Source organism: Ruegeria sp. BI11, from assembly GCF_056538005.1.
Map to the genome: position 1 here is coordinate 251,892 of NZ_JBQFSM010000006.1, position 23,841 is coordinate 275,732.

Genomic DNA, 23,841 nt, shown 5'->3' on the forward strand with positions numbered 1-23,841 from the left:
TGCGGAGGGAATGCAGATGCCAAAGTCGACGAAATACATCGCCAAAGTGGCCGATGAGCGTGGCCATATCGCCTATACGGCAGAAGAGGACGCTGTTTGGGCTGATCTCTATGCTGCGCAAGAAGAGAATGTGCAGCGTTATATGGCGCGGGACTATCTCGAAGGGTTGAAAAGGCTGGAACTGTCGAAAACCCGCGTGCCATCCTGCGCAGATATTTCGGAACGGCTTTTGGACATGACCGGATGGCGGGTTCAGCCCGTGCCAGCGCTGATCGGGTTCAAGACCTTCTTTGGTATGCTGGCGGACCGGGTGTTTCCCGCCGCATCTTTCATTCGGTCTCGTGAGGATTTCGACTATATTGAAGAGCCCGACATCTTTCATGAGATTTTCGGCCATACGCCATTGCTGAGCGATCCGCGCTTTGCCGCGTTCAGCCATGCCATCGGCAGGGCGGGGGTGCAGGCTGATGACAAGGACTATGCCTGGCTCATCCGGCTGTATTGGTTTTCGATCGAATTCGGTCTGCGTCGTCAGGATGGTAAGACCAAGGCGCTGGGATCGGGGCTGGCGTCCTCGCCGACGGAACTGGTCTACGCGGTGGAAAGCGACATTCCCGACCGCGATCCGTTTGATGTGCTGACCATCCTGCGCACACCCTATCGGATCGACATGCACCAGATGGGCTATTTCGTGCTAAACTCACCCGAGGAACTTTTTGCTGCCGCCGACCGCGACCTGCTGGCGGATGTGCGACAGGCGCAATCGCTTGGATTGTTGCCAAACAAGTTCCCGGAAAAAGCAACCGCAGCGGAGTGAACGGATCATGACACTAACAGGAGAAACCTGCAGCCTATCGGACAAAACCTGCGTGCCCTGTTCCGGCGGCGTGCCGGCTTTGACGCAGGATGAGGCGAATACCCACATGGCTGAACTTTCGTCCGATTGGAATCTGGACGCGGATGCGAAAGAACTGAGCCGTCACTACAAGTTCAAAGGGTTTGCCAAGGCGACCTATCTGGCCAATCTTTGCGCGTGGCTGGCCGATCAGCAGGGGCACCACCCGGATGTCACCTTCGGGTGGGGCTATTTGGATGTCAAACTAACCACCCACGAAATTGGTGGTCTGAGCGAGAATGATTTCATCTGGGCGGCCAAACTGGATCAACTGACTGCTTAAACCGCCACAAAACGGCGTTCTCACCGGGAAAAAACCCGCGCTTTATTGACTCATGCTGCACCAGCACAATAGGAGGGTCCGGTCGGTTGCATGGGGTAACTGGCGCTGATTTTTCCCGATGGAGCTCGTCTAAAAATGTCTGAACTGCGTGAAACCGCGATTGCGTCCAAGGCCTGGCCTTTTGAAGAGGCGCGCCGGGTGCTCAAACGCTATCAGAAAGCGGCTCCGGAAAAGGGATATGTGCTGTTTCAGACCGGCTATGGCCCGTCGGGCCTGCCGCATATCGGTACATTTGGCGAGGTCGCGCGGACGTCGATGGTGCGTCGCGCCTTTGAGCAGATCAGTGACATTCCGACCAAGCTGATCTGTTTCTCGGACGATATGGACGGTTTTCGCAAGGTGCCGACCAATGTGCCGATGCAGGACGAGTTGAAAGAAGACTTGCACCTGCCGCTGACCAAGGTACGCGATCCGTTCGGCACGCACGAAGGGTTTGCGCAGCACAACAACGCGATGCTGTGTGATTTTCTGGACAGTTTCGGGTTCGAGTACGAATTCGCCTCGGCCACCGATTACTACACCAGCGGCAAGTTCGATGAGATGCTGCTGATCGCATTGGAGCGGTTTGACAAGATTCAAGAGATCATGCTGCCGACGCTTGGATCGGAACGGCGTGAGACCTATTCGTGCTTCCTGCCGATCAGCCCAAAATCCGGGCACGTGCTGCAGGTGCCGACGCTGGAGCGCAATGTCGCCAAGGGCACGATCGTCTATCAAGAGCCCAACGGCGAGAAGGTTGAAATCCCGGTCACCGGCGGCAACGTTAAAATGCAGTGGAAGCCGGATTGGGCCATGCGCTGGGCCGCGCTGGGCGTGGATTATGAGATGTCGGGTAAGGACTTGATCGACTCGGTCACGCAATCGTCGAAAATCTGCCGAGCGCTGGGTAAGCAGCCGCCCGAAGCGCTGAGCTATGAGCTGTTCAACGACGAGGAAGGGCAGAAGATTTCCAAGTCGAAAGGCAACGGCCTTTCGATGGAGGAGTGGCTGACCTATGCAGCGCCCGAAAGCCTGTCTTACTTCATGTATCAAAAGCCCAAAACGGCAAAGCGCCTGTATTTTGACGTAATCCCGAAGGCGGTGGATGAGTATCACCAGCAATTGCGGGCCTATCCAGGCCAAGAGCTGAAGGCGCAGCTGAACAACCCCGTCTGGCATATTCATGGCGGGAATGTTCCTGCATCCACGCTGATGGTGCCGTTTGCGATGTTGTTGAACTTGGCGTCAGTATCGGGGGCCGAGGACAAAGAGGCACTGTGGGGCTTTATCCGCCGCTATGCGCCTGAAGCGACAGCCGAGACGCATCCGGATCTGGATCAGGCGGCTGGATTTGCCGTGCGCTACTTCAACGATTTTGTCAAACCCACCCGTCAACACCGCGCCCCGACAGATCAGGAGCGCGAAGCGTTGGAGGCGTTGAAAGCTGCTCTTGAGGCTTACGATGGCCCCATCGAGGATGAGGCGCTGCAATCGGTGGTTTATGCCATCGGGCGCGAGCGGTTCGACCCAATGCGCGGCTGGTTCACGGCGCTTTACGAGGTACTGCTGGGGGCCTCGCAGGGTCCGCGTTTTGGCGGTTTCATCGCGCTGTACGGCGTGCCTGAAACGATTGCTCTGATCGACAAGGCGCTAGCCGGAGAGCTGGCCTGATTTGACCTGACACCGCGCGGGGCTACCCTTTCAACAGGAGGTGGCCCCATGCGTCGACTATTGCTTGCTCTATCCCTTAGCGCCGGTTTGGCTTCGGGGGCATTTGCCCAGAACGCCGAGATCGAGGCAAATATCGCCGCGCAAATTCAGGCATTTGAGGCGGACGATTTTGCCACCGCCTTTACGTTCGCCAGCCCCAACATCCAGCGCTTGTTCCAAACGCCAGAAAATTTCGGCGTCATGGTCAAACGCGGCTATCCGATGGTGTGGCGTCCCGCCGAGGTTCAGTTTCTGGAATTGCGCGAGGTGGCCGGAGCGCTGTGGCAGAAGGTCATGATCACCGATGGCGCGGGTCGGGTCCACATTCTGGATTATCAAATGGTGCAGATGGACAACGGCTGGAAGATCAATGGCGTGCAACTGTTGGGCAATTCGGATCCGGCAGCTTGATGCAACACTACCGTCACGGTGACATGAGCGGCGGTTAATCCCTTTTCGGTACTCAGACTTTTGCGTTCGGGGCGCGTGTCTCCGGGCATTGGGTTTATGAGCGCTGAAGCGGCGCGAATGGGAAAGGGAATTCTATGAACAAGGCAATCACCGACGGTATCGTGTTCACGCCGCCTGCTTTCGCGAATGGATTGAACGTATGGTCCAGCGGCGACGGAACGCCCGGCTCGCCAACCTATGACGGGTCGGGCACGGGTGCATTTGCTCCTGCGGATGCGGATTTCGGTGGTTGTCTGGAGATCTTGAAGGTCAGCACAACTCAGCGTCTGCGCTATATGGGGCAGACGCCGCTGCTGCCGGGTTGTTACTTGCAGATCAAAGCAAGGGTCAAAGCCATCAGTGGACCGCTGCCCGAGGTGCGTATCGCCGGATGGGCCGGTGGTGCCGGAGACGTACAGGTCACCGGTGTGGCCGAGCAAGGGCCGGCCACGCAGCTTTCTGGCTATGGCGCAGTACATGAGATCACCGCCATTGTTGGCACCGGCCAACGCCCCGGCGTGGATATGCCCTGGGGCGTTCAGGCGTTGTACGGACATTTCGGTCTGGATATCGACGGGGCGAACGGTGCGGTTGTCCGAGTTGATGATATCGAGATCACGGATGTTACCGGCGTGTTCCTGCGCAATCTCATCAGTCTGGTCGATGTCCGCGATTTCGGTGCCTTTGGGGATGGCGTGACGGATGATTCAGCCGCGTTTGAGGCGGCAGATCAGGCTGCGAACGGACGTTGTATATTCGTGCCAGAAGGGACTTATTTACTGGCCCAGAATACGTCCATTGCGTCCGAGATCGATTTTGAAGGCACCGTCACGATTCCGGATGACAAAATGCTGCTGCTGACCAAGAATTTCGATCTGCCCACGTATATTAATGCGTTTGGCGATGAAATGCTGGCCTTCAAAAAGGCCTTTCAGGCGTTGCTGAACAATTCTGATCATGAATCTCTGGACATGGGCGGGCGTAAGGTATCTGTCACCGAGCCCATTGATATGGCCGCTGCGGTTCCGAACCGACAAACCGGGTTCTCGACACGCCGTATCATTCGGAATGGGCAGTTCGACGTCAAAAGTAGCTCGGCTTGGGATACCGAGATGTTTACCTCGGTTGCGACCTATAACCCGAACGATCCCACCCGACTGGTGAATGTGGCGAACGTGGCCAATATTCCGGTTGGTTCGCTGGTACAGGGTAACGGGGTCGGCCGTGAAATCTATGTCCGCTCGAAAAACGAAGGCGCGGGTGAAATCACACTGAATGCACCGCTCTACGATGCTGATGGTACGCAAACCTTCACTTTCTTTTCCTTCAAGTATCTGCTGGATTTCAGTGGCTTCAGCACGCTGCGCAAATTCGGGATGGAGCAAATCGAATTCCAGTGCAACGGTCGCAGCAGCGGTATCCGTCTGGCCCCGTCAGGCAGTACCTTCGCCCTGGCGAACTGTTTCGTCAGCCGCCCCAAGGATCGTGGAATCACGTCCATCGGCACCGGATGTCAGGGGATGCTGATCGACAATTGCCAGTTCCTGTCTACCGAAGAATCTTTCAACGTTCCGGATCGTTCTTCGATCGCGCTGAACTCGACGGCCAACGATGTGAAACTGCGCCACAACCGGGCCGTACGGTTCCGTCACTTTGCGGTTTTGGGCGGGACCAACAACATGATTCTCGGCAATCACTTTTTCCAGGGTGACGGCATTCCTCAAGGTGTTCGCAGCCCTGGTCTGGTCATGATCGGGACCTATAACAGTTCGACCATTTCGGAGAATTACATCGACAACTGCTCGATCCTGTGGACCAATGAACGGGATGCAGATCCGGTTTACAGAACTGGATATTCCTTCAGTTCGATGGCCATCACCGACAATATTTTCTACTCCAGCGAGGCAGCACCCTGGTTCAGCTATATCGTTGTTCGCCCCCATGGCGCCGGGCACTTCCTGAATGGGGTGATCGTGACTGGTAATAAATTCCGGTCGACAAGTGGCGGTATCACGCGGGTGGATCGCGTGGATACCTCATTCGCCGGCATGAACAACTATGCCCATCGGAATGTTATGTTCGAAAACAACACGTTTCACGGGGTGGATCGAAAAGTAGCAAACCCTTTGCGGGTCACGCACACGCAAGCGTCCGTTTCGCAAGCCTGGACTGTTCAAACAGCAGGACAGCTGCCTTTTGGTAGTTACGCGCGCAGTTGTGATGCTGTTACGGCTCTGGGACCTTTGAGGAATACTTTTGACTCGATCACCTATGCCACCCCATACGTAGAGGTAGAGCAAGGCGCGTCGAGAAACGCGATAACCCTGCGCTGGCCTGCAGCCGTGCGCGGAGAAGTCTCAACTCTCATTCGAATGGAAAGCTGACGACAGCGTTGGTCGCCCTCTTGGAGGGCGGCCAAATCATTGACCTTAGAACTCGTTCCATAGAGCAATTTTCAACCCCGCGTCGCTGCGCGCATCGTTGCGTTCAAGGCCCAGCACCCACGTCGTTTTGCTGTTCCGTGCGCGGATCATGACCGAGGGGCGCGCCCTCCAATACATTGAATGGTCAGGTCTAAAGGCCGTTTCTATTTGGATTAGGGGATTCAACAAGCGATCAGCGGAAAGACCTACCGTGACATCCAGTTTGCGGTACACCGCATCATGGGTGCGATATTCCAGGGCCGTATCGACGGCCACCCAACCGTTGCCCCAACCGGTTTGAAAGCCTTTGCCATAAGATAAGGTTAGTTTGTACATCGCCCAGGCACTCAGTTGCCTATGGTGAGCACCGGCCCCGAACTCGGCCGCGAAACGCCCCCATTTGTCAAAATCGGCTACCGGAACCCGCACGAATAATAGCGCGTGGCCGTAGTAGTCCCGGGCTTCTTCGAAATCCAACCCGATTGTCAGATTTGGCCGGAACCCGAACTCGGCGTAGAACGCCGTTTTGTAATCATAACGGCCATCGGGTTCTTTGAATGCGGTAACCGAGGCTGCGGTGAACGCCGCACCCTTTTCCCGTAACCATGCGCCAGGCCAGGCTGGGGCTGCGGTAATCAGCAATGGCAGAAGAACGAGGATTCGGAGCATTTGCGCAGTTTCCGCCAGCATGGTTAACGGTTGGTTAGTGTTTTGTTTACCGCTTGGAAACCAACAGGGATCAGCGTGTCCCGAAGGGAAACACGAGTGGGCTCAATGTATCCCAGAATGAAACACGAGACGTTTCTAAATCCTGTGTTAAGCTTGCAAAAGAAAAGGGAGAATCCAGATGCCGAAGATTTCCAAGAACGCGAGCGTCCAGACAGTTATCACCACTTTTGAAACGACGCCGGGTACCTGCCACGATCTGTTGGATGCGCTGACAGATGCCTATGCAAATTTCATCTCGAAACAACCGGGGTTCGTTTCTGCAGGGCTGCATGTGAACGATGCACAGACGCGGATTGCCAACTATTCCCAATGGGACCGCCGCGAGGATTTTCTGGCGATGCTGCGAACCCCGGAAATGCGTGATCGCAACCGGAAAATCAACGAGATGTGTAAAAGCTTTGAGCCGGTAATGTATGACGTGGCCGAAACTTTTAGCAGTTCCTGATTTAGATCAAAGCCTTAATGAATAACTCTGGAGATTATTGCTGAAGGAAAAAGGAGGCGTGCATTATGTATCACAATATTCTTATTCCAATTTCATTCGATGCCGAACGGGACATTTCTGGCCCTATGAAGCTGGCTGAAATGCTGGCAACGTCGGACGCTCAGGTGACGCTGTTGCATGTGGTCGAACACATCCCGGACTTTGCAATTTCATATATGCCGCCCGGATACTTGGCTGAGGCTCGCAAGGCGATTCAGGCCGAACTGGATGATTTAGCGTCCAAATTGCCCAACGCAAAGGGAGTGGTTGTCGAAGGGCATTCCGGACGCACCATTCTGGATTGGACGGAAACTCATAAACCTGACCTGATCATCATGGCTTCGCACCGTCCGGGCATGCAGGATCTATTGCTGGGTTCAACTACAAACCACGTTGTCCGACATGCCGCCTGCGCGGTTCACGTGGTTCGCTGATCAGACCGCAGATCAATCGGGTCAAGGCGCCATGCCATGCCGAACCCTCCGTTAAGAACGGCGTCTGAAATGGCGAAGCGGACAAAGCCGAAATCGGTGAAATCGACATAGAGTTTTGCTCTCGGCCGCAAGGTCAGATACCGCGAACGTATAGCTGACTGCTCGGCGCTATCTCGTGCTACGAATGTGGCTTCGGCATGCAACGTCAATCGCGGATGGGTCAGCGGATCACCGGTGTCGCCGGGCTCTCCGATCAACAGCGCGCAAGCCGGATTGGCACGCAAGGCTGCCGTATGATCCGCCAATATCGAAATCAGAGTCACAGGCATCCCAGCCTCGTCCGTGGCCAGGGCGACGCGCGACACCGAAGGCAGACCGATGTCCGGCCGCAAGGTTGCCAACGCACCAAAGGTAGCCCCCTCGATCAGGTTGCGTGCCAAAGTTCGGGCTGTCTCATCGACCGGGCGGAAGGGGTTGGATTGGCTCATGTTGTGCTTGTTCCCGGGTTGTTTGAAACTCGCAGAAGATAGCCTCGTTGTCTTTCCGGTGCGAGGGTCTGTCTTGGGTTCCGGTCTCGGTTTCGCCACAAATCCGGATTAACAGGGGCTATGCCGATTAAAAATTCTGCGCCTGAATTGGAAGTCTCAGTCCCAAAGGTCTCACGTCGTCAGAAACGGGCAGAGGCGCTGCGTAAACGTGCACTATCCCCGGTTCGAATCATCCTCATGGTTCTCATGCTGCCGGTGACGACGCTGGCCATTGCCGTAGGGATCTATCTGCGAACATCTGAATTCAGGCAGGAAGAGGCTTTGCTGCATCTCATTGCCCTCGCCGGGTGCGGTGCGATCGAAACCATTGTGCCGGGGCCTTTCGTGAAGGGCGGGCCAGGATATCACCCGCACAACGATCCTAATGGCGACGGCGTAGCCTGCGATACTCGCACGCACACACCCGTGCAAGACACGGTGCCGCAAACGGTTGAACCCTCCAGATCACGGACCCTCGGAAACGCTAAATTCGTGCGGCCTTGACCCCGTTACTAAGAGAATCCTCGTGATTGTGATACACTCTGCCGGACGCGCCGTTCTGGCCGTCTTTGGGGGATTTCGCCCAGATAGCGAGGAAAATCATGTTTGCACGTATTACCCAATTCAAGATGAAGCCCGGCATTCGGGATGCGGCCGAGGCGAAGATGAACGAACTAAAAAGTCAGATTATGGGCATGGAGGGCATGCACAGTTTTACCAGTGTCATGAACGAAGACGGCACCGGGTTTGTCGTTGCAGTTGTCCAGAGCGAGGAAACCTCGAACGCCAACGCGCCTAAAGTGGCCGAACTGTGGGGGCACTTCGCCGAATTCCTCGAAGGTCCGCCATCGCCCGCTGGGTTCGATGTGGTTGTCCATTGGGACAAGGGTTAGGCGATCTCTCTCGTCTGAGAGGTTAAGGCAGAAATTTTCAAATCTTTAACAGCACTTTTTCAGGAGGAATGTTCCATGAACTTTTCGAAATGCGCAGCTATTGCATTGGTCGCGACCCAATTTTCCGGAATGGCCATCGCTGACACAGCCAAAGATTACCTGGCCGCAACCAAAGTGTCCCAGATTCAGGACATGGGCGCGCAACAAATGGACGGTGCTTCTATAGAAAGGATCGTTTCGGGGAAAACTCTGAAAAGCTCCAACTGGACCTGGACGTTTGAAAAAGATGGAAAACAGCATTCATCCGCAAATGACGGATCGTGGGAAGACAAGGGCACGTGGTCGGTCAAAGGGAATGAACTGTGCCGGGAATCTGACCTATCAGGTAAGGGTGAACTCTGCTCGAAAGTCTATTTTCTCGGCCGCGACCTGAGATTTACTGACGGCAAACGCAACCTGCACGACTGGTGGGTAAGCTACTAAAGACATGGAAAGAAAGTAAGCGAGAGGTAGATCATCTCGCTTGCTTTCAATCGATCTTGCAAGCCAAGATCCTTCCATGACACGTGATGAGTTCAATAAATTCTGCGAAGGCCTCAAAGCCACCTCTCACGTGGTGCAGTGGGGCAATGCAGATGTGTGGAAGGTCGGCGGCAAAGTCTTTGCGATCTGCGGCTGGAATGAGGGGCGAGATGCGTTCACCTTCAAGGCCACGGATTTGGCTTTTGAGGTTCTTGGTGATGAGCCTGGCATCCGCCCAGCGCCTTATCTGGCCTCGCGCGGGATGAAGTGGCTGCAGGTCTATGAAGAACGCGGGATGAGTGATGCGTCCCTGCGTGAGCATATCGTGACGTCTTATGATCTGGTCGTGGCCAAGCTGACCAAGAAGCTGCGGGCCGAGTTAGGGGTTTAACCCTTCATCGCGTGCAGCAGATCCAGCAGCCGTTTTCGGTCATCATCATCGGTGTAATCTCCGGTCGCGAGACGTTGCGCGATGTTCAGGCGCAGGCGTTCGTGCTGGGTGCGTACCTCTTCGCCTGCGGTTTCCGCCAGCGTCTTCATGATTACCGCCACCGCCTGTTGCCGCTTGGTGGTGGGGTTGGCGATATAGTCGACCAGGCTTTGCTGACCGGAATCGAGGATGTTTTCGGCCAGATCGCGCAGCTGTTCCCCATTGGGCAGTAGCGGGGCAGCGGCATCCTCGGGCGGCAGGATTTCCGGCACGCTGCGCGGGGTTTCGGCCATTGCGTTTGCACCGTCAACGAAAGCCTCGGTGATCATTCGAGTGATCTTAATCGCGCGCGGGTCTTTAAACAGGGCCGAGGCGATAGCCACGCCGTAATCTGTATAGACCCAAGGATTGATCCGCCGACCGCCGCGGCCTTTGGGTTTTGAGATCACATTCTGTGATTGCAAATCGGCAACCTCGGTATCGGTTAGTTGAAAGCGGTAACCTTCGAACAGGTCCTTGTTACGCGACACTGCCTGATTAAAGGCGCTGACGGATTTTCCGTAGAACTGTGCCAGATCCTCGGCCAGCACTACACGGGCACCACGCACCCTATGAATGGCGCTTTGGACATCATGTGTGCTGGGTAGGTTTTTCAGGCTCGTCATGGCATCCGTTTGGAATCACAAAATGTGATTTCAAACATTACGGAGGGAGTAAAAGGCTGCAAGTTTGAAGTTTGTGGAGCACGCGTAATCCACCAGCTTACCGATCGCTTCGGTCTCTTTCATACTAACTTGCGTGCGTACTTTTTAATCAACTCATCTAGCCTGTCCGCTGTGTCGTTCATTGATGTTTACTTGCCCCAATCGCTCTACCTGCCGAACATGATGTCGAAGCGGTCACAAAAAGGCTCAGAGGGCGGTCCGGGCTGTCGCAGATGGCGTGCTGTTCGATTTCAGGGGGGAGCTGATCATCACGGTCTTTCTCACCGGAAAGGGCGGCCAAACCTGTCAATATCCCACAGCCTGTAGTGACTGATGCGCATTATTTTGCTCAACACGCACGGGTCATCAGCATTCGGTTTGCCACCGCTCTTTTAAAAGAATGGTTCCAGATATGCTGTCTGACCACTGACTGATGCCTTGTTGGCAAAAGTGTTGATCACACATGCAGCCCGCTTGAACACGGGCGCGCAAGTGGTGCTGAGTCAGGCTGGTTTGACTACTCAGCAGATCGTCCGCGTCGTCCATGTCGGGGGTGCAAGCCTGATAGGGATTGTTCCCGAAACGAAGCGAAGAGATTTCCCTTCGACCGACTACTCCTTTACCGCTCTGACCGAAGAGTTGACCGTCTTGCCAGCGCTAGAAAGCGGGAAGCTAAGAAAGCGCTGCCAATTGTTTTCCGGCAAGCTTTCAAAATCCTGGTTGGTTGTTTGGGTGCTTTACAGTGTCGGCCCTTCGTATCTCATCGCTTCCACTAAATTGAAAAATATCTTGCAACCGGTTGCAAAGGAAATCATGGTGTCCCAAAAATAAAGAATCGGGAGACCCGCATGCTCAGAATCGGATTGCTTGGCGCCGGGCGCATTGGTCGCGTACATGCGCAGGCTATCGCAGCGCATCCACAAAGCCAGCTTTGCGCTGTCTCTGACGCGATTTCCGATGCCGCCGAAAGCCTTGCCGCGGAACAGGGCGCGACTGCGCGCGACTCGATGGAGATTATTGCGGATTCGTCGATTGATGCAGTCCTGATCGCAACACCGACGGACACCCATTCTGACCTGATTGAGGCCGCAACACAGGCCGGCAAGGCAGTTCTTTGCGAAAAACCCGTTGATCTTAGTCTTGAGCGGGCGGTTGCATGTCAGTCGGTTGCGGCGGAATCTGGCCAGCCTGTGATGGTGGGGTTCAACCGCCGGTTCGACCCCAGCTTCGCAACTCTGAAAAAAGCCGTGGGTCTGGGTGAAATCGGTGCACCCGAGATGTTGTCGATCACCTCTTTCGATCCTGCCCCACCGCCGGTCAGTTATATCAAGGTCTCGGGTGGTCTGTTCCGGGATATGACGATCCATGATTTTGACATGGCGAACTATTTGATGGGGCAGTTGCCAGTACAGATCTCTGCCTTTGGCACCTCAATTGTCGACCCTGAGATTGGACAAGCAGGTGACGTGGATACTGCCGTTGTAACAATGACTTATTCAGACGGTCAGATCGCAGTGATCAAGAATTCGCGGCGCGCTGCTTATGGCTATGACCAGCGGATCGAGATGTTGGGGTCTGGTGGCCTGTTACAGGCCCATAACATTCTCGAAAACGCTGTGGTCAAGTCGACGACGGATGGTGTCACCGGGGCAAAGCCGACCTACTTTTTCCTTGAACGCTACATGCCCGCCTACCGGGCCGAATGGGATGCGTTTGTACAGGCTGTTCAGTCCGGTTCTGCAATGCCAGTGACGCTAGAGGACGGGGTCTCTGCCTTGGCCATGGCCGAAGCCGCGACCCGTTCGGCACAGACCGGGAAACCGGTCGCAATGGCTGACGTTTTGAAACCGGTTGCAAAATGAGTGGATATCCGGAAACTGGGGAAAGCTCCGCCAGATTCCCGGAGCGGAAAAGATTCGGCTCGTCCGAATGACTGGGGTTGGTGCCCCGGCAATAAAGACAAACTGTTTTTATGGGAGGAAACCAAATGAATAAGTTCGTAAAAAGCGCCCTGGCTGCCAGCGCGCTGGCGTTGGTCACCGCAACCGGCGCTGCGGCCGAGGGTGAAAAATACATTCTGGTCAGCCACGCCCCAGACAGCGACAGCTGGTGGAACACGATCAAGAATGGCATCGCCCTGGCGGGCGAGCAGATGGGTGTCGAGGTTGAGTATCGCAACCCGCCCACAGGCGACCTGGCTGACATGGCACGGATCATTGATCAGGCGGCAGCATCCGGCCCTCATGGCATCATTACCACGCTGGCCGATCCTGACATTCTGGAAGGTCCGATCAAGGCCGCCGTAGATTCCGGCATCGACGTGATCATCATGAACACTGGCACACCCGAAAAGGCGCGCGAGGTTGGTGCCCTGATGTATGTCGGGCAACCGGAATATGACGCGGGTCTGGCCGCCGGTCAGCGGGCCAAGGCGGACGGGATCGGCTCTTTCCTTTGCGTGAATCACTATATCGTTCAGCCCTCAAGCCAAGAGCGCTGTCAGGGTTTTGCCGACGGTCTGGGTGTTGATCTGGGCGAGCAGATGATTGACGCCGGTCAGGACCCGGCTGAAATCAAGAACCGGGTTCTGGCCTATCTGTCGGCCAACCCTGAAACCGACGCTGTTCTGACGCTTGGTCCGACATCGGCTGACCCGACTATTCTGGCGCTGCAGGAAAACGGTATGGCCGGCGACATTTATTTCGGCACGTTTGATCTGGGTGGTGAAATCGTCAAAGGCATCAAGGACGGCACCATCCAATGGGGTATCGACCAGCAACCATTCCTACAGGCCTATCTGCCGGTTGTGGTGCTGACAAATTACCACCGCTATGGCGTCCTGCCGGGTAACAACATCAACTCGGGCCCCGGTTTTGTGACAGCGGACGGCCTGACAAAAATCGAAGAATTCGCGGGCGAATACCGCTGATTTACGCAATGCGGCGGGCGCAAGAGGAGTGCGCCCGCCGCCACTTCCGATACTTGGAAAGCCCGCGCGAGGGAGGACCACAATGTCTGAGACAGTTCAATCCACGGCTGGCGGTGACGAACGGATCAAAGAGATCTCGCCACTGCGTCGCGCCCTGATCCGCCCCGAATTGGGCGGCATGGTCGGGACAGTTGCCGTATTCACCTTTTTCCTGCTGTTCGCCTTTGACAGTGGAATGTTCAACTCTCAGGGCATTATGAACTGGTCGATCGTTTCGGCGCAGTTCATGATCATCGCCGTTGGGGCCTGCCTGCTGATGATCGCCGGTGAATTTGACCTGTCCGTCGGTTCGATGATTGGATTTGCGGGCATGATGATTGCAATCTTTTCAGTCACGCTCAGCTGGCCTGTCTGGATGGCGATCTTGGTGACATTTGTCTTGTGCGTCTCAATCGGAGCGCTGAACGGATACATCGTCATACGCACAGGGCTGCCCAGCTTTATCGTCACGCTGGCATTTCTGTTCATTTTGCGCGGTTTCACCATCTATCTGCCGCAGACAATCGAACGCAAAACCATCATCGGCGGCATCAAGGACGTGGCCGAGGGCGACTGGTTGGCGTGGTTGTTTGGCGGCAAGGTGTTTCAAGGCTTCTTTGCCTGGCTGGGCGACAATGGTCTGATCGAAACTTTCTCACGTGGCACACGTGAAGGGCAGCCCGTCGTCGATGGAATTCCCATGTTGCTGATCTGGGCCATTGGGCTGATCATCTTTGGCCATGTTCTTTTGACCAAGACCAAATTCGGGAACTGGATTTTTGCCGCTGGTGGTGACGCCGAAGCGGCCCGGAACTCAGGCGTGCCGGTGAACCGGGTCAAGGTGCTGATGTTCATGTTCACCGCCTTTTGCGCCACCGTCTTTGCCACCTGTCAGGTGATGGAGTTCGGCTCGGCCGGGGCGGATCGCGGGTTGCTGAAAGAGTTCGAGGCGATCATTGCGGTGGTCATTGGCGGCGCGCTGCTGACTGGCGGCTATGGATCGGTCCTTGGCGCAGCCTTGGGAGCGTTGATCTTTGGCGTCGTGCAGCAGGGCCTGTTCTTTGCGGGTGTCGAAAGCTCGCTTTTCCGGGTGTTCCTGGGTGTCATCCTTCTGGGTGCTGTGATCCTGAACACTTACATCCGTCGCATCATCACAGGAGAACGCTGAGATGACCGAAGACACCAAGTTCCACCACGGCGACGCGCAGGCCAAGAAACCGATTATTCGTATGGTCGACATTCAAAAGCATTTTGGCTCGGTGATTGCGCTGGCCGGTGTCAGCTTTGATCTGTGTTCCGGCGAATGCCACTGTCTGCTGGGCGACAATGGTGCGGGAAAGTCGACCTTCATCAAGACCATGTCGGGCGTACACAAGCCCACCGCCGGCGAGATATTCTTTGAAGACAGGCCGATGCATTTCGAAGACCCACGCGATGCGATTTCAGCAGGGATTGCGACCGTACACCAGCATCTGGCAATGATCCCGCTGATGAGCGTCAGTCGAAACTTCTTCATGGGGAATGAACCGACGCGAAAAGTCGCGGGGATCAATTTCTTCGACAAGAAGCTGGCCGATGAAATTACTATGGAAGAGATGCGCAAGATGGGCATCAACCTGCGTGGCCCCGATCAGGCTGTGGGCACCTTGTCGGGTGGTGAACGTCAGACAGTGGCCATCGCCCGCGCAGTTCATTTCGGCGCCAAGATTCTGATCCTGGACGAACCGACTTCGGCCCTTGGTGTGCGGCAGACTTCGAACGTTTTGGCGACCATTGATAAGGTGCGCAGTCAGGGTGTGGGCGTTGTTTTCATCAGCCATAACGTGCGCCACGCGCTGGCTGTGGGCGACCGCTTTACCGTGTTGAACCGGGGTAAGACCTTGGGCACCGCGCGGCGCGGGGAAATCACGCCAGAAGAGTTGCAGGACCTGATGGCTGGCGGTCAGGAACTGGCCCAACTCGAAGGATCTCTGGGCGGAACGGTTTAACCCCGTTCCCCCATTTTGGGCCAGTGGCCCGACATCAAACAAAATTGCAGGCTTGGCCAAATCGGCCTTGTGTTGAAAGGGATCACAATGGGCAAAACAGTCCGACTGACCGCAGCGCAAGCTTTGGTGCGCTATCTGAGTGCGCAGATGAACGAGGCCGGAGAGCCGTTCATCGCTGGTGTCTGGGCCATTTTCGGCCATGGCAACGTGGCAGGTCTGGGGGAAGCGCTGCACGCTGTCAAAGACACCCTTCCCACCTATCGCGGTCATAACGAGCAGACCATGGCGCATTGCGCGATTGCTTATGCCAAACAGATGCGGCGCACGCGGGCGATGGCGGTGACCTCGTCGATCGGGCCGGGCGCGACCAATATGGTAACAGCTGCCGCACTGGCGCATGTAAACCGCCTGCCGGTACTGATTGTCCCCGGCGATGTATTCGCCACGCGTGGGCCCGATCCGGTGTTGCAGCAGATCGAAAGCTTTGGCGACGGCACCGTCAGCGCCAATGACTGTTTCCGCCCGGTCAGCCGCTATTATGACCGTATCTCGCGTCCCGAGCATCTGTTGACCGCATTGCCGCGCGCCTTCCGCACCATGACGGACCCGGCCGATTGCGGACCGGCGACATTGGCCTTTTGTCAGGACGTGCAGGCCGAAGCTTATGACTATCCCGAAAGCTTTTTTGAGCCGCGGGTCTGGTATCAGCGCCGTATCCGCCCGGATGAAGGCGAACTGGCCCGTGCCGTCGCGGCCATCAAGGCGGCGAAGCGTCCGGTTATCGTCGCCGGGGGTGGGGTGCATTACTCGGGCGCGACCGATGCACTGCAAAGCTTTGCCGAGACGCACAACATCCCCGTTGCCGAGACGCAGGCCGGTAAATCTGCCCTGGCCTGGGATCACCCGCTGAATCTGGGGCCGGTTGGCGTGACCGGTGGTGAGCCGGCCAATGACGTCTGCGCTGCCGCCGATCTGGTGCTGGCCGTCGGCACGCGACTGCAGGATTTCACCACCGGTTCGTGGGGCCTGTTCTCGAACCCCGAGCGCGAGATGATCTGCCTGAACACCGCCGCTTATGACGCCGAGAAACATTTTGCCATGCCGCTGCAATCCGATGCGCGTGTCGGGCTGCAAGAGCTGGGCACGGCTTTGCAAGGATACCGCTCCGATCCGGTGGCCGACACGTTGAAGGCCGACTGGTTTGGCAAGGTCGACAAGCTGACCGATGCGCCGGGTGACGGCAACGCGCTGCCGACCGATATGCAAGTGGTGGGCGCGGTTCAGCGTGCCTCGCACAACGACACTATTGTAATGTGTGCGGCGGGCACCATGCCCGGTGAGTTGCACAAGCTTTGGAAAGCGTCACGTCCGGGTTCGTATCACATGGAGTATGGATTCAGCTGTATGGGCTATGAAATCGCCGGTGCAATGGGAATCAAGATGGCCAAGCCTGAACGTGACGTGATCTGCTTTACCGGCGACGGCACCTATATGATGGCGAACTCGGAAATGGCTACGGCCGCGATGATGGGTGTCTCTTTCACTGTCGTCATCACCGACAATCGCGGGTTTGGCTGTATCAACCGGCTGCAGATGGGAACGGGAGGGGCCGAGTTTAACAACCTGCTGGATCATGCGGTGCATGAAACGCCGTCGGCCATCGACTTTGCCGCCCACGCGGCGGCGATGGGGGCAACCTCAGTCAAGGTCAGCTCGATTGCCGAGCTTGAGGAGGCGCTGGCCAAACGCGGTGAGATCAAAGGGCCGTATGTGGTGGTCATCGACACCGATCCCTATCCGTCGACCGAATATGGCGGCACGTGGTGGGAAGTGGCCGTTCCCGAAGTTAGCATCCGCCCCGAAGTGAATGAAAAACGCGCTGCCTACGAGGTTGCCATCCAGGAAAGAAACACAAAATGAGCGTGAAAATCGGGATTTCTCCGATTGCCTGGCAGAATGATGATCTGCCGGGCATTACGGCGGCTTTCACCATGGAGCAGGCGCTGAAAGAGGCGCGCGAGATCGGTTATACAGGCGTCGAACGCGGTCAGCGCATGCCCAGCGATACCGAAGGGCTGCGCGCGTATCTTGAAGGCAATGACATCGCGCTATGCGGGGGTTGGTGCTCGGGCGCGTCGCTGGTCAATGACTTCGCAACTGAACGCGAAGCCGTGCGCGAGCAGGTCGAGCAGTTCGTGGCCCTGAACAGCCCGTGTATCGTTTACGCCGAATGCTCGAACACGGTGCAGGGGCAGATCGGGACGTCGGTCAATGCCCGTCCTAAACTGTCGAAAGATGAGGTGATGGCGTACGCGGCCAAGATCACCGAACTGGCCAAGTGGATGGGCGATCAGGGCATGACTATGGCCTACCACCATCACATGGGCACGATCATAGAAACCGAAGATGAGGTGAACTGGCTGATGGAGGGGGCGGGCCCCGAGGTGAAGCTGTGCTTTGACACAGGCCACCTGCTGTTTGGCGGTGGTGATGTGATGGCGACCCTGAACCGTTGGGGTGACCGGGTGCATCACGTGCATTTCAAGGATATCCGCCCGGCGATGGTGCAGGACACCCGCGAAAACAACCGGAGCTTTCTGGACGCAGTAATTGCCGGGGCTTTCACTGTGCCCAGCGACGGTTGCATTGATTTCCAGGCGGTCGCACATGCGCTGAAGGCGATGGACTATGACGGCTGGATCGTGGTCGAGGCCGAACAGGACCCGGCCAAGGCACCACCCTATGAGTATTCCAAGATGGGCTACGACCACATTTTTGATGTGTGCGGTCAGGCAGGATTGGAGATCAAGGCGTAACAAGGCAAAGCGTGCAACACCTATAGCCATGAGAAAGGAGCAATTCATGGTAATTCGAGACCTCGGATATGTCGGCTATTTCGACCGGGAATCCTGTGATCTGGATGAGTTCAAGGTGTTGACCTCGCAAAACCTCTCGACCGATGAAGTGCCCCATGCCGCGTCGGTTGAAAAGAACATTCCTGTCTATGACATGAAGGCGCTGCGCCCGGCATTGGCGCAGCCCGATACTCGTCGGGCATTGCTGGGGGAATGGGCTTGGGTGCTGGATAATTCCGCTGGAGTGATCGCACTAAAGAACGCGTATGCGGATACTTCGGCAATCGACCGGGCTACAGAAATCTTCCGCCAGATCATCGAAGAGGAACGCCAAAGTGGGGCAGGAGAGGGTGATCACTTTGCAGCCTCGGGCGCCAATGATCGGATCTGGAACGCGCTGCAAAAGCAATGCCTGCGCGACCCCGAAGGCTTTGCGCTGTATTTTGGGAATACCGCGATTGCGGCGGCGTGCGAGGCGTGGCTGGGCCCGAATTATCAGGTCACCGCGCAGGTCAATCAGGTGCGTCCCGGCGGTAAGGCACAACAGGCACATAGGGATTATCACCTTGGCTTTCAAAACGCCGACAGCGCGGCCCGATATCCGGCACATGCCCATCTTGTGACTGCGTCGTTGACATTGCAGGGTGCGATTGCCCATTGCGATATGCCGGTGGAAAGCGGGCCAACCAAGCTGCTGCCGTTCTCGCAACTTTATCCCTCGGGCTATCTGGCGTTTCACGATGCAGCCCATCGGGATCATTTCGAAAACCACTACGTTCAACTGCCTCTGGCAAAGGGCGATGCGGTGTTCTTCAACCCCGCGCTTTTTCACGCAGCGGGTGAAAACAGCAGCGCTGACATTCACAGAATGGCCAACCTGCTGCAAATCTCGTCGGCCTTCGGGCGCGCGATGGAGGCGGTGAATCGCCGCGCCATGGCGCAGGTGGTATTCCCGTCTCTCGTCGCCTTGAAGCAGCGCGGTGAGCTGACGGAGGCAGAACTTGATGCGGCTATCGCCGCCACCGCGGAAGGCTATCCGTTCCCGACAAATCTGGACACGGATCCTCCGATCGGGGGCAATGCGCCAGAAAGTCAGGCCGATATTTTGCGCCGGGCCGTGTCCGAGGGCTGGACCGAAGTTCATTTGGCCGAAGCGCTTTCGACTCTGCACACAAGGCAAGCTGCCTGAAGCAAGGACATTAAGGAGGCTAAAATGGCAGACCTGCTCAAGAAACCCGCCGGAACCCACGGCAAGGTTCACGACATTACCCCGGCCAGCGCAGGTTGGCAGTACGTTGGGTTCGGTCTCTACCATCTGCGTGTAGGTGATACGGCGGCCGAGGCCACCGGTGAGCGTGAGGTCATTCTGGTCATGGTCGAGGGCAAGGCGCAGATCACCGGTGCCGGGCAGGACTGGGGCACTCTGGGCGACCGGATGAACGTCTTTGAGAAGACGCCGCCGCATTGTCTGTATCTGCCAAACGGAACCGAGTGGGAGGCTATCGCCGAAACCGATTGCGTCATCGCCGTCTGTACCGCTCCGGGCAAGGGCGGGCACGCGGCGCGGCGGATCGGGCCCGATGGCATTACCCTGGCCGAACGCGGCAAAGGGGTGAACACGCGCTATATCAACAACATCGCGATGGAGGCTGAGGACTATGCCGATAGCCTGCTGGTGACAGAGGTGTTCACGCCGAACGGGCATTGGTCATCCTATCCCAGCCACCGCCATGACGAGGATGATTACCCCCGGATCACCTATCTGGAAGAAACCTATTACCACCGCCTGAACCCGGCCAACGGCTTTGGTATTCAGCGGGTCTATACCGATGATGGTCAACTGGATGAAACGATGGCGGTCTCAGACGGCGATGTTGTAACCGTCCCGCGCGGCCATCACCCCTGCGGCGCACCCTATGGGTTTGAGATGTATTATCTGAACGTCATGGCCGGACCGTTGCGCAAGTGGCGTTTCGTACCCGCCCCCGAGGTCGAATGGATCATGGAGCGTGATGGGTAGGCCCATACTAGCTGTCTAGTCGCCCAGCCTGTTTGCTCCGATTGAGTCGGGCAGCGCGCGGCAGTGTGCGTGAATGAGAAAGCCGAATTAAACCAGCCCTGATGGCCACGCACAATACGTGTACAATTCACGTACAACTGTGGGCAGGATTGATGATGTCAGAATTCATACGCAGGGATTTTCTTGTCTTTGGGTCCACATCTGTTGCACTGACCGCGTCAACAAATTTTGCGTCTTCTCAGACGTGGAGTGAGAAGTACCGAAAGTCCCAGCTTGTCGAGGCGACAAGGATTAACGTCACGGGCATGGAACCGGGTCAGCAGCTTGTAATAAGGCTTCACGGTGCCCCAATCGTCGTTAGGTACCGTACCCGGGCAGAAGTCGAACACGCGCGCAAGGTGTTGATTTCGGACTTGCATGACCCATTCGCACGAAACGCCAACCTGCGGTCGGATGCTCCGGCCTTAGATGAAAGCCGTACCATTGATGCAGAGGGTAAGTGGTTCGCTTGCAATCCAATTTGCCCTCATTTGAGCACGGTGACGCTGTCTGCCGAGCTTCCTGCTGGCGGTGCGATAAATTGGATCAATTGACCCACGCATGGTGGGCGGTTTGATGCTGCCGGGCGCGTTGTAGCAGGCCCGCCATCACAAAATCTTGCCATCCCGTCTGCAAGATTTGTTTCCGCGAACACTATAGAGATTTACTCGAACAACCCGTTTTCAAATGAGCAACAGGTCCGGGAGGCCCACCCTTCCGAGTGGTGAAATCTCCTAATTCTGCGGCGGTGCTCCGAAAGCTCGGATCACTAGCCGCGCGGCGGCTTCGACGGGGTCGTGGGTTTCTTTCAGGATGGTGACGCGGTCAAATCTTTCGGGATCACTGTTCACGGCTTCGCGCAGGGCTGCGCCAAAGGCCATGCGCAGTTCGGTCCCGATGTTGAATTTGCAGATCGAGGTTTTGCGGGCCAGACGTGTGCGCTGTTCGACCGGTACGCCAGAGCCGCCATGAATGACCAGAGGCACATCGGTCACGGTGTCGATCCGGCGGATGCGGTCTTCGTCTAGACCGCCCTCTTTGTTCTGTTGCAGATGGACGTTGCCAACTGAAATCGCCATTGCATCCACGCCGCTTTCACGCGCGAATTGCGCCGCCTCGACCGGGTCGGTACCGTTTGACCCTTCGCCGCCGGAATAGCCGACAAAACCGATCTCGCCTTCGCAGGAAATCCCTGCCGCATGGGCTATTTCGGCAATCGCTGCGGTCTCGTCTATATTCTGCTGCAACGGCTTGCGCGACCCGTCGAACATCAGCGAAGTAAACCCGCTGTCCAGTGCGATCTTGCAATCCTCAAATGTATAGCCGTGGTCCAGATGGGCGACGACGGGGACCGAGGCATTCTCGGCCAGATAGCGGAACATTTTACCAAGAACGGGCAGCGGCGTGTGCTCGCGGCAGCTGGGGCCTGCTTGCAGGATCACCGGTGCGTTTTCAGCCTCGGCCGCGGCCACATAGGCGCGCATGTCTTCCAAACCCAGCGTGACCAGCCCACCTACGGCGTAGCCTTGCTCATATGCGGGGGTCAGAACGTCTTTCAGTGTGACAAGGGTCATTTGAATTTTGCAATCATGTCTTTAATGCCCGGAATCGTCTCGATCTGGTAGGCATGGGTTGGCTGGAAATACTGTACCAGCGACCGCTGGCTGAGACCGCCGAGAATGGTGAAATAGTACATCTCGTACCCCGGCAGCACGCAGCAGGGGTGATAGCCCTTGTCGATGCAAATCGTAGACCCGTCGACGATGTGGTAGGCGTCGCCGGGCTCGTTGTCCTCGCGTTGCAACATCTGCAGGCCTGAACCCCAATTGGGCTTGAAGCGGAAATTATAGGTCTCGTCATGGCGCGACTCGTCCGGCAATCGGTTGGTGTCGTGCTTGTGGCTTGGGAAGCCGGACCAACCGCCCTGACCAACCGTGAACAGCTCACTGACCAGCAGGCGGCCCACCTTGTCATGCTGTTTCTGGCCGAGGATGTGCTTGATCTTGCGATGTGTTTTCGTGTCGTCGCTGCCATATTGCACAAGGTCATGTTCGCGCACATCGAACGGGTCCAGCACCTTGTCGTATTTGGCCCCGGCAATGAACACTTCGGCTTGATCCGAGACGCAGACCATCTGGGCCTTGGCGCCGACGGGAACATAGACACCTTCGGGTTCGCCATCCCAGACGTCTTCGCCTCGGTTTCCGAGCTTGGGGAACTGCACACCCTCGACATCGACGTCGACACTGCCGGTAGCGGGGGCGATGCAGGTTTCATACCCTGGCACCTGGTATTCGAACGCCTCACCCTTTTTCAGTTTGACGATGTTGAAATAATTCAATGGCACCGTCGGGTCTTCGGCATCGACGATGGGTTTGTTCTGATTGTCATAGGGCGCGATATGCATGGGTGTCTCCTATGTGGTCGGGCCGGGGTGGGTGGCAAGGAATGCGTCCAGCTCGGGTGTCGTGGGCATGGCGGGGGCGCAACCGGGTTGCGATACCACGATGGACGCACAGGCCGAGCCGCGCATCACGGCGTCTTTCAGCGAATGCCCCGCCGCGATCGAGGCCAGCAGACCCGCCATAAAACTGTCACCCGCACCGTTAGGTTTAACGGCTGTGACGGGGTAGATGCCGGTGGGAATCTCCTGACCGTCTACCAGCGTGACAGCGCCTTTTTCTCCCATTTTGTAGATGACGATCCGGCCGGGTTTTTCTGCCAGTTCCTTGGCTTTGGCGAACCCTTTTTCGATGCCGCCAGCCATAAAACCGAATTCTTCGTCATTACCGACGATCAGATCGCAGGCGTCACCTGCGCGCGACAGGACATCGGCTGCAACTTCGGGCGAAGGCCAGCTATAGGGGCGATAGTCGATGTCGAAGATGATCGGCAGACCAGCCGCACGGGCATTGTCAAAGGCGCGGAACGTGGCGCTTCGTGAAGGTTCGGCGGCAAAGACTGTTCCGGCCGAAATCACGCCTGAAAAAGCCGCGTAATCGATCCTGTCCATATCCTCTTCTGTGACCTGAAAATCGACCGCGCCATTGCGATAGATGACGTTCTGGAAGTTTTCGATCCGGCTTTCGTAAACGGCCAGCGACATGCGGTATTCACCGCCCAGAACACGGATATAGGACGTATCCACGCCGTAATCGTGCAGCTTGTTCAGGCAGAACCGCCCCACCGCATCATCCGAAACCGAGGTGATCAGTGACGCCTGACTGCCTAGCTTGACCAGACCAGCGCAGATATTTGCGGATGACCCGCCCAGATCGGCGTGGAACGTATCAGCATTCTCGCTTTTGACACCGATCGGGTCGGCATACAGGTCCATGCCTGCACGTCCCAGCACGGCAAAGCGGTTTCCTTTGATACCGTCTATCAAAGCGCTCACGTCATGTCCTCCGGCAAAGTGGGGTCGGCAAAGTTTGGACCTTGCGTTGAA

General features: G+C 56.7%; 26 protein-coding genes. 20 read left to right on the forward strand and 6 right to left on the reverse strand.

What is annotated here, in order from left to right; genetic code table 11:
• The first annotated feature begins 16 nt into the window (after positions 1-16).
• The 5 genes from phhA to ACR0DT_RS15125 all read left to right on the forward strand — a co-directional run bounded on the left by phhA (position 17) and on the right by ACR0DT_RS15125 (position 5,761).
• Complete coding sequence (phhA, locus tag ACR0DT_RS15105; protein ID WP_480711544.1) at positions 17-817, forward strand: phenylalanine 4-monooxygenase; 801 nt, start codon at positions 17-19, stop codon at positions 815-817.
• A 7-nt stretch (positions 818-824) separates the two neighbouring features.
• Complete coding sequence (locus tag ACR0DT_RS15110; RefSeq protein ID WP_480711545.1) at positions 825-1,178, forward strand: 4a-hydroxytetrahydrobiopterin dehydratase; 354 nt, start codon at positions 825-827, stop codon at positions 1,176-1,178.
• A gap of 135 nt (positions 1,179-1,313) precedes the next feature.
• The gene (locus ACR0DT_RS15115; protein WP_480711546.1) at positions 1,314-2,888 is read left to right on the forward strand and encodes a lysine--tRNA ligase; all 1,575 of its coding nucleotides are present in this window, start codon (positions 1,314-1,316) and stop codon (positions 2,886-2,888) included.
• A gap of 48 nt (positions 2,889-2,936) precedes the next feature.
• Complete coding sequence (locus ACR0DT_RS15120) at positions 2,937-3,338, forward strand: DUF4864 domain-containing protein (RefSeq protein WP_480711547.1); 402 nt, start codon at positions 2,937-2,939, stop codon at positions 3,336-3,338.
• Positions 3,339-3,472: 134 nt separating this feature from the next.
• Complete coding sequence (locus ACR0DT_RS15125) at positions 3,473-5,761, forward strand: glycosyl hydrolase family 28-related protein (RefSeq protein ID WP_480711548.1); 2,289 nt, start codon at positions 3,473-3,475, stop codon at positions 5,759-5,761.
• Positions 5,762-5,806: 45 nt separating this feature from the next.
• Here the strand turns inward: ACR0DT_RS15125 and ACR0DT_RS15130 are convergent, their stop codons facing one another.
• Complete coding sequence (locus ACR0DT_RS15130; protein ID WP_480711549.1) at positions 5,807-6,469, reverse strand: hypothetical protein; 663 nt, start codon at positions 6,467-6,469, stop codon at positions 5,807-5,809.
• 178 nt (positions 6,470-6,647) lie between these two features.
• Here ACR0DT_RS15130 and ACR0DT_RS15135 point away from each other — a divergent pair, with 178 nt between their 5' ends.
• Both ACR0DT_RS15135 and ACR0DT_RS15140 read left to right on the forward strand, forming a co-directional pair.
• Positions 6,648-6,974: an antibiotic biosynthesis monooxygenase family protein gene (locus tag ACR0DT_RS15135; RefSeq protein WP_480711550.1), complete on the forward strand. Its 327-nt coding sequence runs from the start codon at positions 6,648-6,650 to the stop codon at positions 6,972-6,974.
• Positions 6,975-7,039: 65 nt separating this feature from the next.
• Complete coding sequence (locus ACR0DT_RS15140) at positions 7,040-7,447, forward strand: universal stress protein (protein WP_480711551.1); 408 nt, start codon at positions 7,040-7,042, stop codon at positions 7,445-7,447.
• Here the strand turns inward: ACR0DT_RS15140 and ACR0DT_RS15145 are convergent.
• The gene (locus tag ACR0DT_RS15145; RefSeq protein ID WP_480711552.1) at positions 7,432-7,935 is read right to left on the reverse strand and encodes a HugZ family pyridoxamine 5'-phosphate oxidase; all 504 of its coding nucleotides are present in this window, start codon (positions 7,933-7,935) and stop codon (positions 7,432-7,434) included. The genes ACR0DT_RS15140 and ACR0DT_RS15145 overlap by 16 nt on opposite strands.
• A gap of 120 nt (positions 7,936-8,055) precedes the next feature.
• On the opposite strand from ACR0DT_RS15145, the gene ACR0DT_RS15150 reads away from it, so the two are divergent.
• From ACR0DT_RS15150 to ACR0DT_RS15165, 4 genes are all read left to right on the forward strand, one after another.
• A complete protein-coding gene (locus tag ACR0DT_RS15150) occupies positions 8,056-8,478 on the forward strand; it encodes an excalibur calcium-binding domain-containing protein (RefSeq protein WP_480711553.1) in 423 nt (140 codons plus the stop codon).
• A gap of 98 nt (positions 8,479-8,576) precedes the next feature.
• A complete protein-coding gene (locus ACR0DT_RS15155) occupies positions 8,577-8,867 on the forward strand; it encodes an antibiotic biosynthesis monooxygenase family protein (RefSeq protein WP_480711554.1) in 291 nt (96 codons plus the stop codon).
• Positions 8,868-8,942: 75 nt separating this feature from the next.
• Positions 8,943-9,350 carry a hypothetical protein gene (locus ACR0DT_RS15160; protein WP_480711555.1) on the forward strand — a complete coding sequence of 136 codons (408 nt, stop codon included), beginning with the start codon at positions 8,943-8,945 and terminating at the stop codon, positions 9,348-9,350.
• Between the two features lie 76 nt (positions 9,351-9,426).
• Positions 9,427-9,780, forward strand: coding sequence for an MmcQ/YjbR family DNA-binding protein (locus ACR0DT_RS15165; RefSeq protein WP_480711556.1), 354 nt, complete (start codon positions 9,427-9,429; stop codon positions 9,778-9,780).
• Here ACR0DT_RS15165 and ACR0DT_RS15170 read toward each other — a convergent pair.
• The gene (locus ACR0DT_RS15170) at positions 9,777-10,484 is read right to left on the reverse strand and encodes an ORF6N domain-containing protein (RefSeq protein ID WP_480711557.1); all 708 of its coding nucleotides are present in this window, start codon (positions 10,482-10,484) and stop codon (positions 9,777-9,779) included. The two genes, ACR0DT_RS15165 and ACR0DT_RS15170, sit on opposite strands and share 4 nt — an antisense overlap.
• A gap of 480 nt (positions 10,485-10,964) precedes the next feature.
• Between ACR0DT_RS15170 and ACR0DT_RS15175 the strand changes: the two genes are divergently transcribed.
• The 9 genes from ACR0DT_RS15175 to iolB all read left to right on the forward strand — a co-directional run bounded on the left by ACR0DT_RS15175 (position 10,965) and on the right by iolB (position 20,354).
• Positions 10,965-11,354 (forward strand): hypothetical protein, encoded by a 390-nt coding sequence (locus ACR0DT_RS15175; protein WP_480711558.1) that lies wholly within the window; start codon positions 10,965-10,967, stop codon positions 11,352-11,354.
• Positions 11,355-11,371: 17 nt separating this feature from the next.
• Complete coding sequence (iolG, locus tag ACR0DT_RS15180) at positions 11,372-12,385, forward strand: inositol 2-dehydrogenase (RefSeq protein ID WP_480711559.1); 1,014 nt, start codon at positions 11,372-11,374, stop codon at positions 12,383-12,385.
• 125 nt (positions 12,386-12,510) lie between these two features.
• Positions 12,511-13,452: a sugar ABC transporter substrate-binding protein gene (locus ACR0DT_RS15185; protein WP_480711560.1), complete on the forward strand. Its 942-nt coding sequence runs from the start codon at positions 12,511-12,513 to the stop codon at positions 13,450-13,452.
• A gap of 82 nt (positions 13,453-13,534) precedes the next feature.
• Entirely contained in the window at positions 13,535-14,659 is a 1,125-nt protein-coding gene (locus ACR0DT_RS15190; RefSeq protein WP_480711561.1) for an ABC transporter permease, read from the forward strand.
• Position 14,660: 1 nt separating this feature from the next.
• Positions 14,661-15,479, forward strand: a complete 819-nt coding sequence (locus ACR0DT_RS15195; RefSeq protein ID WP_480711562.1) for an ATP-binding cassette domain-containing protein — start codon at positions 14,661-14,663, stop codon at positions 15,477-15,479.
• 87 nt (positions 15,480-15,566) lie between these two features.
• Complete coding sequence (gene iolD, locus ACR0DT_RS15200; protein ID WP_480711563.1) at positions 15,567-17,399, forward strand: 3D-(3,5/4)-trihydroxycyclohexane-1,2-dione acylhydrolase (decyclizing); 1,833 nt, start codon at positions 15,567-15,569, stop codon at positions 17,397-17,399.
• Positions 17,396-18,295, forward strand: a complete 900-nt coding sequence (iolE, locus tag ACR0DT_RS15205) for a myo-inosose-2 dehydratase (protein WP_480711564.1) — start codon at positions 17,396-17,398, stop codon at positions 18,293-18,295. The genes iolD and iolE overlap by 4 nt, the downstream gene beginning before the upstream one ends.
• Positions 18,296-18,341: 46 nt before the next feature.
• Complete coding sequence (locus tag ACR0DT_RS15210; protein WP_480711565.1) at positions 18,342-19,523, forward strand: phytanoyl-CoA dioxygenase family protein; 1,182 nt, start codon at positions 18,342-18,344, stop codon at positions 19,521-19,523.
• Positions 19,524-19,547: 24 nt separating this feature from the next.
• A complete protein-coding gene (iolB, locus tag ACR0DT_RS15215) occupies positions 19,548-20,354 on the forward strand; it encodes a 5-deoxy-glucuronate isomerase (RefSeq protein WP_480711566.1) in 807 nt (268 codons plus the stop codon).
• 773 nt (positions 20,355-21,127) lie between these two features.
• Here the strand turns inward: iolB and ACR0DT_RS15220 are convergent.
• The 3 genes from ACR0DT_RS15220 to iolC are packed head-to-tail and all read right to left on the reverse strand — an operon-like array spanning position 21,128 to position 23,790.
• A complete protein-coding gene (locus ACR0DT_RS15220) occupies positions 21,128-21,967 on the reverse strand; it encodes a class II fructose-bisphosphate aldolase (protein WP_480711567.1) in 840 nt (279 codons plus the stop codon).
• The gene (locus ACR0DT_RS15225; protein WP_480711568.1) at positions 21,964-22,800 is read right to left on the reverse strand and encodes a 5-deoxy-glucuronate isomerase; all 837 of its coding nucleotides are present in this window, start codon (positions 22,798-22,800) and stop codon (positions 21,964-21,966) included. Before ACR0DT_RS15225 ends, ACR0DT_RS15220 begins: the two co-directional genes overlap by 4 nt.
• 9 nt (positions 22,801-22,809) lie before the next feature.
• A complete protein-coding gene (gene iolC / locus ACR0DT_RS15230; protein WP_480711569.1) occupies positions 22,810-23,790 on the reverse strand; it encodes a 5-dehydro-2-deoxygluconokinase in 981 nt (326 codons plus the stop codon).
• Between the last annotated feature and the right edge of the window lie 51 nt (positions 23,791-23,841).

Coding starts and splice junctions, on each gene's coding strand:
- ACR0DT_RS15170 (WP_480711557.1), bottom strand. CDS start 10,484: ATGACGAGCCTGAAAAACCTACCCAGCACACATGATGTCCAAAGCGCC.
- iolD (WP_480711563.1), top strand. CDS start 15,567: ATGGGCAAAACAGTCCGACTGACCGCAGCGCAAGCTTTGGTGCGCTAT.
- iolB (WP_480711566.1), top strand. CDS start 19,548: ATGGCAGACCTGCTCAAGAAACCCGCCGGAACCCACGGCAAGGTTCAC.
- iolG (WP_480711559.1), top strand. CDS start 11,372: ATGCTCAGAATCGGATTGCTTGGCGCCGGGCGCATTGGTCGCGTACAT.
- ACR0DT_RS15225 (WP_480711568.1), bottom strand. CDS start 22,800: ATGCATATCGCGCCCTATGACAATCAGAACAAACCCATCGTCGATGCC.
- ACR0DT_RS15140 (WP_480711551.1), top strand. CDS start 7,040: ATGTATCACAATATTCTTATTCCAATTTCATTCGATGCCGAACGGGAC.
- phhA (WP_480711544.1), top strand. CDS start 17: ATGCCAAAGTCGACGAAATACATCGCCAAAGTGGCCGATGAGCGTGGC.
- ACR0DT_RS15135 (WP_480711550.1), top strand. CDS start 6,648: ATGCCGAAGATTTCCAAGAACGCGAGCGTCCAGACAGTTATCACCACT.
- ACR0DT_RS15195 (WP_480711562.1), top strand. CDS start 14,661: ATGACCGAAGACACCAAGTTCCACCACGGCGACGCGCAGGCCAAGAAA.
- ACR0DT_RS15190 (WP_480711561.1), top strand. CDS start 13,535: ATGTCTGAGACAGTTCAATCCACGGCTGGCGGTGACGAACGGATCAAA.
- iolE (WP_480711564.1), top strand. CDS start 17,396: ATGAGCGTGAAAATCGGGATTTCTCCGATTGCCTGGCAGAATGATGAT.
- ACR0DT_RS15120 (WP_480711547.1), top strand. CDS start 2,937: ATGCGTCGACTATTGCTTGCTCTATCCCTTAGCGCCGGTTTGGCTTCG.
- ACR0DT_RS15110 (WP_480711545.1), top strand. CDS start 825: ATGACACTAACAGGAGAAACCTGCAGCCTATCGGACAAAACCTGCGTG.
- ACR0DT_RS15220 (WP_480711567.1), bottom strand. CDS start 21,967: ATGACCCTTGTCACACTGAAAGACGTTCTGACCCCCGCATATGAGCAA.
- ACR0DT_RS15210 (WP_480711565.1), top strand. CDS start 18,342: ATGGTAATTCGAGACCTCGGATATGTCGGCTATTTCGACCGGGAATCC.
- ACR0DT_RS15185 (WP_480711560.1), top strand. CDS start 12,511: ATGAATAAGTTCGTAAAAAGCGCCCTGGCTGCCAGCGCGCTGGCGTTG.
- ACR0DT_RS15165 (WP_480711556.1), top strand. CDS start 9,427: ATGACACGTGATGAGTTCAATAAATTCTGCGAAGGCCTCAAAGCCACC.
- ACR0DT_RS15130 (WP_480711549.1), bottom strand. CDS start 6,469: ATGCTCCGAATCCTCGTTCTTCTGCCATTGCTGATTACCGCAGCCCCA.
- ACR0DT_RS15125 (WP_480711548.1), top strand. CDS start 3,473: ATGAACAAGGCAATCACCGACGGTATCGTGTTCACGCCGCCTGCTTTC.
- ACR0DT_RS15150 (WP_480711553.1), top strand. CDS start 8,056: ATGCCGATTAAAAATTCTGCGCCTGAATTGGAAGTCTCAGTCCCAAAG.
- ACR0DT_RS15115 (WP_480711546.1), top strand. CDS start 1,314: ATGTCTGAACTGCGTGAAACCGCGATTGCGTCCAAGGCCTGGCCTTTT.
- ACR0DT_RS15145 (WP_480711552.1), bottom strand. CDS start 7,935: ATGAGCCAATCCAACCCCTTCCGCCCGGTCGATGAGACAGCCCGAACT.
- ACR0DT_RS15160 (WP_480711555.1), top strand. CDS start 8,943: ATGAACTTTTCGAAATGCGCAGCTATTGCATTGGTCGCGACCCAATTT.
- ACR0DT_RS15155 (WP_480711554.1), top strand. CDS start 8,577: ATGTTTGCACGTATTACCCAATTCAAGATGAAGCCCGGCATTCGGGAT.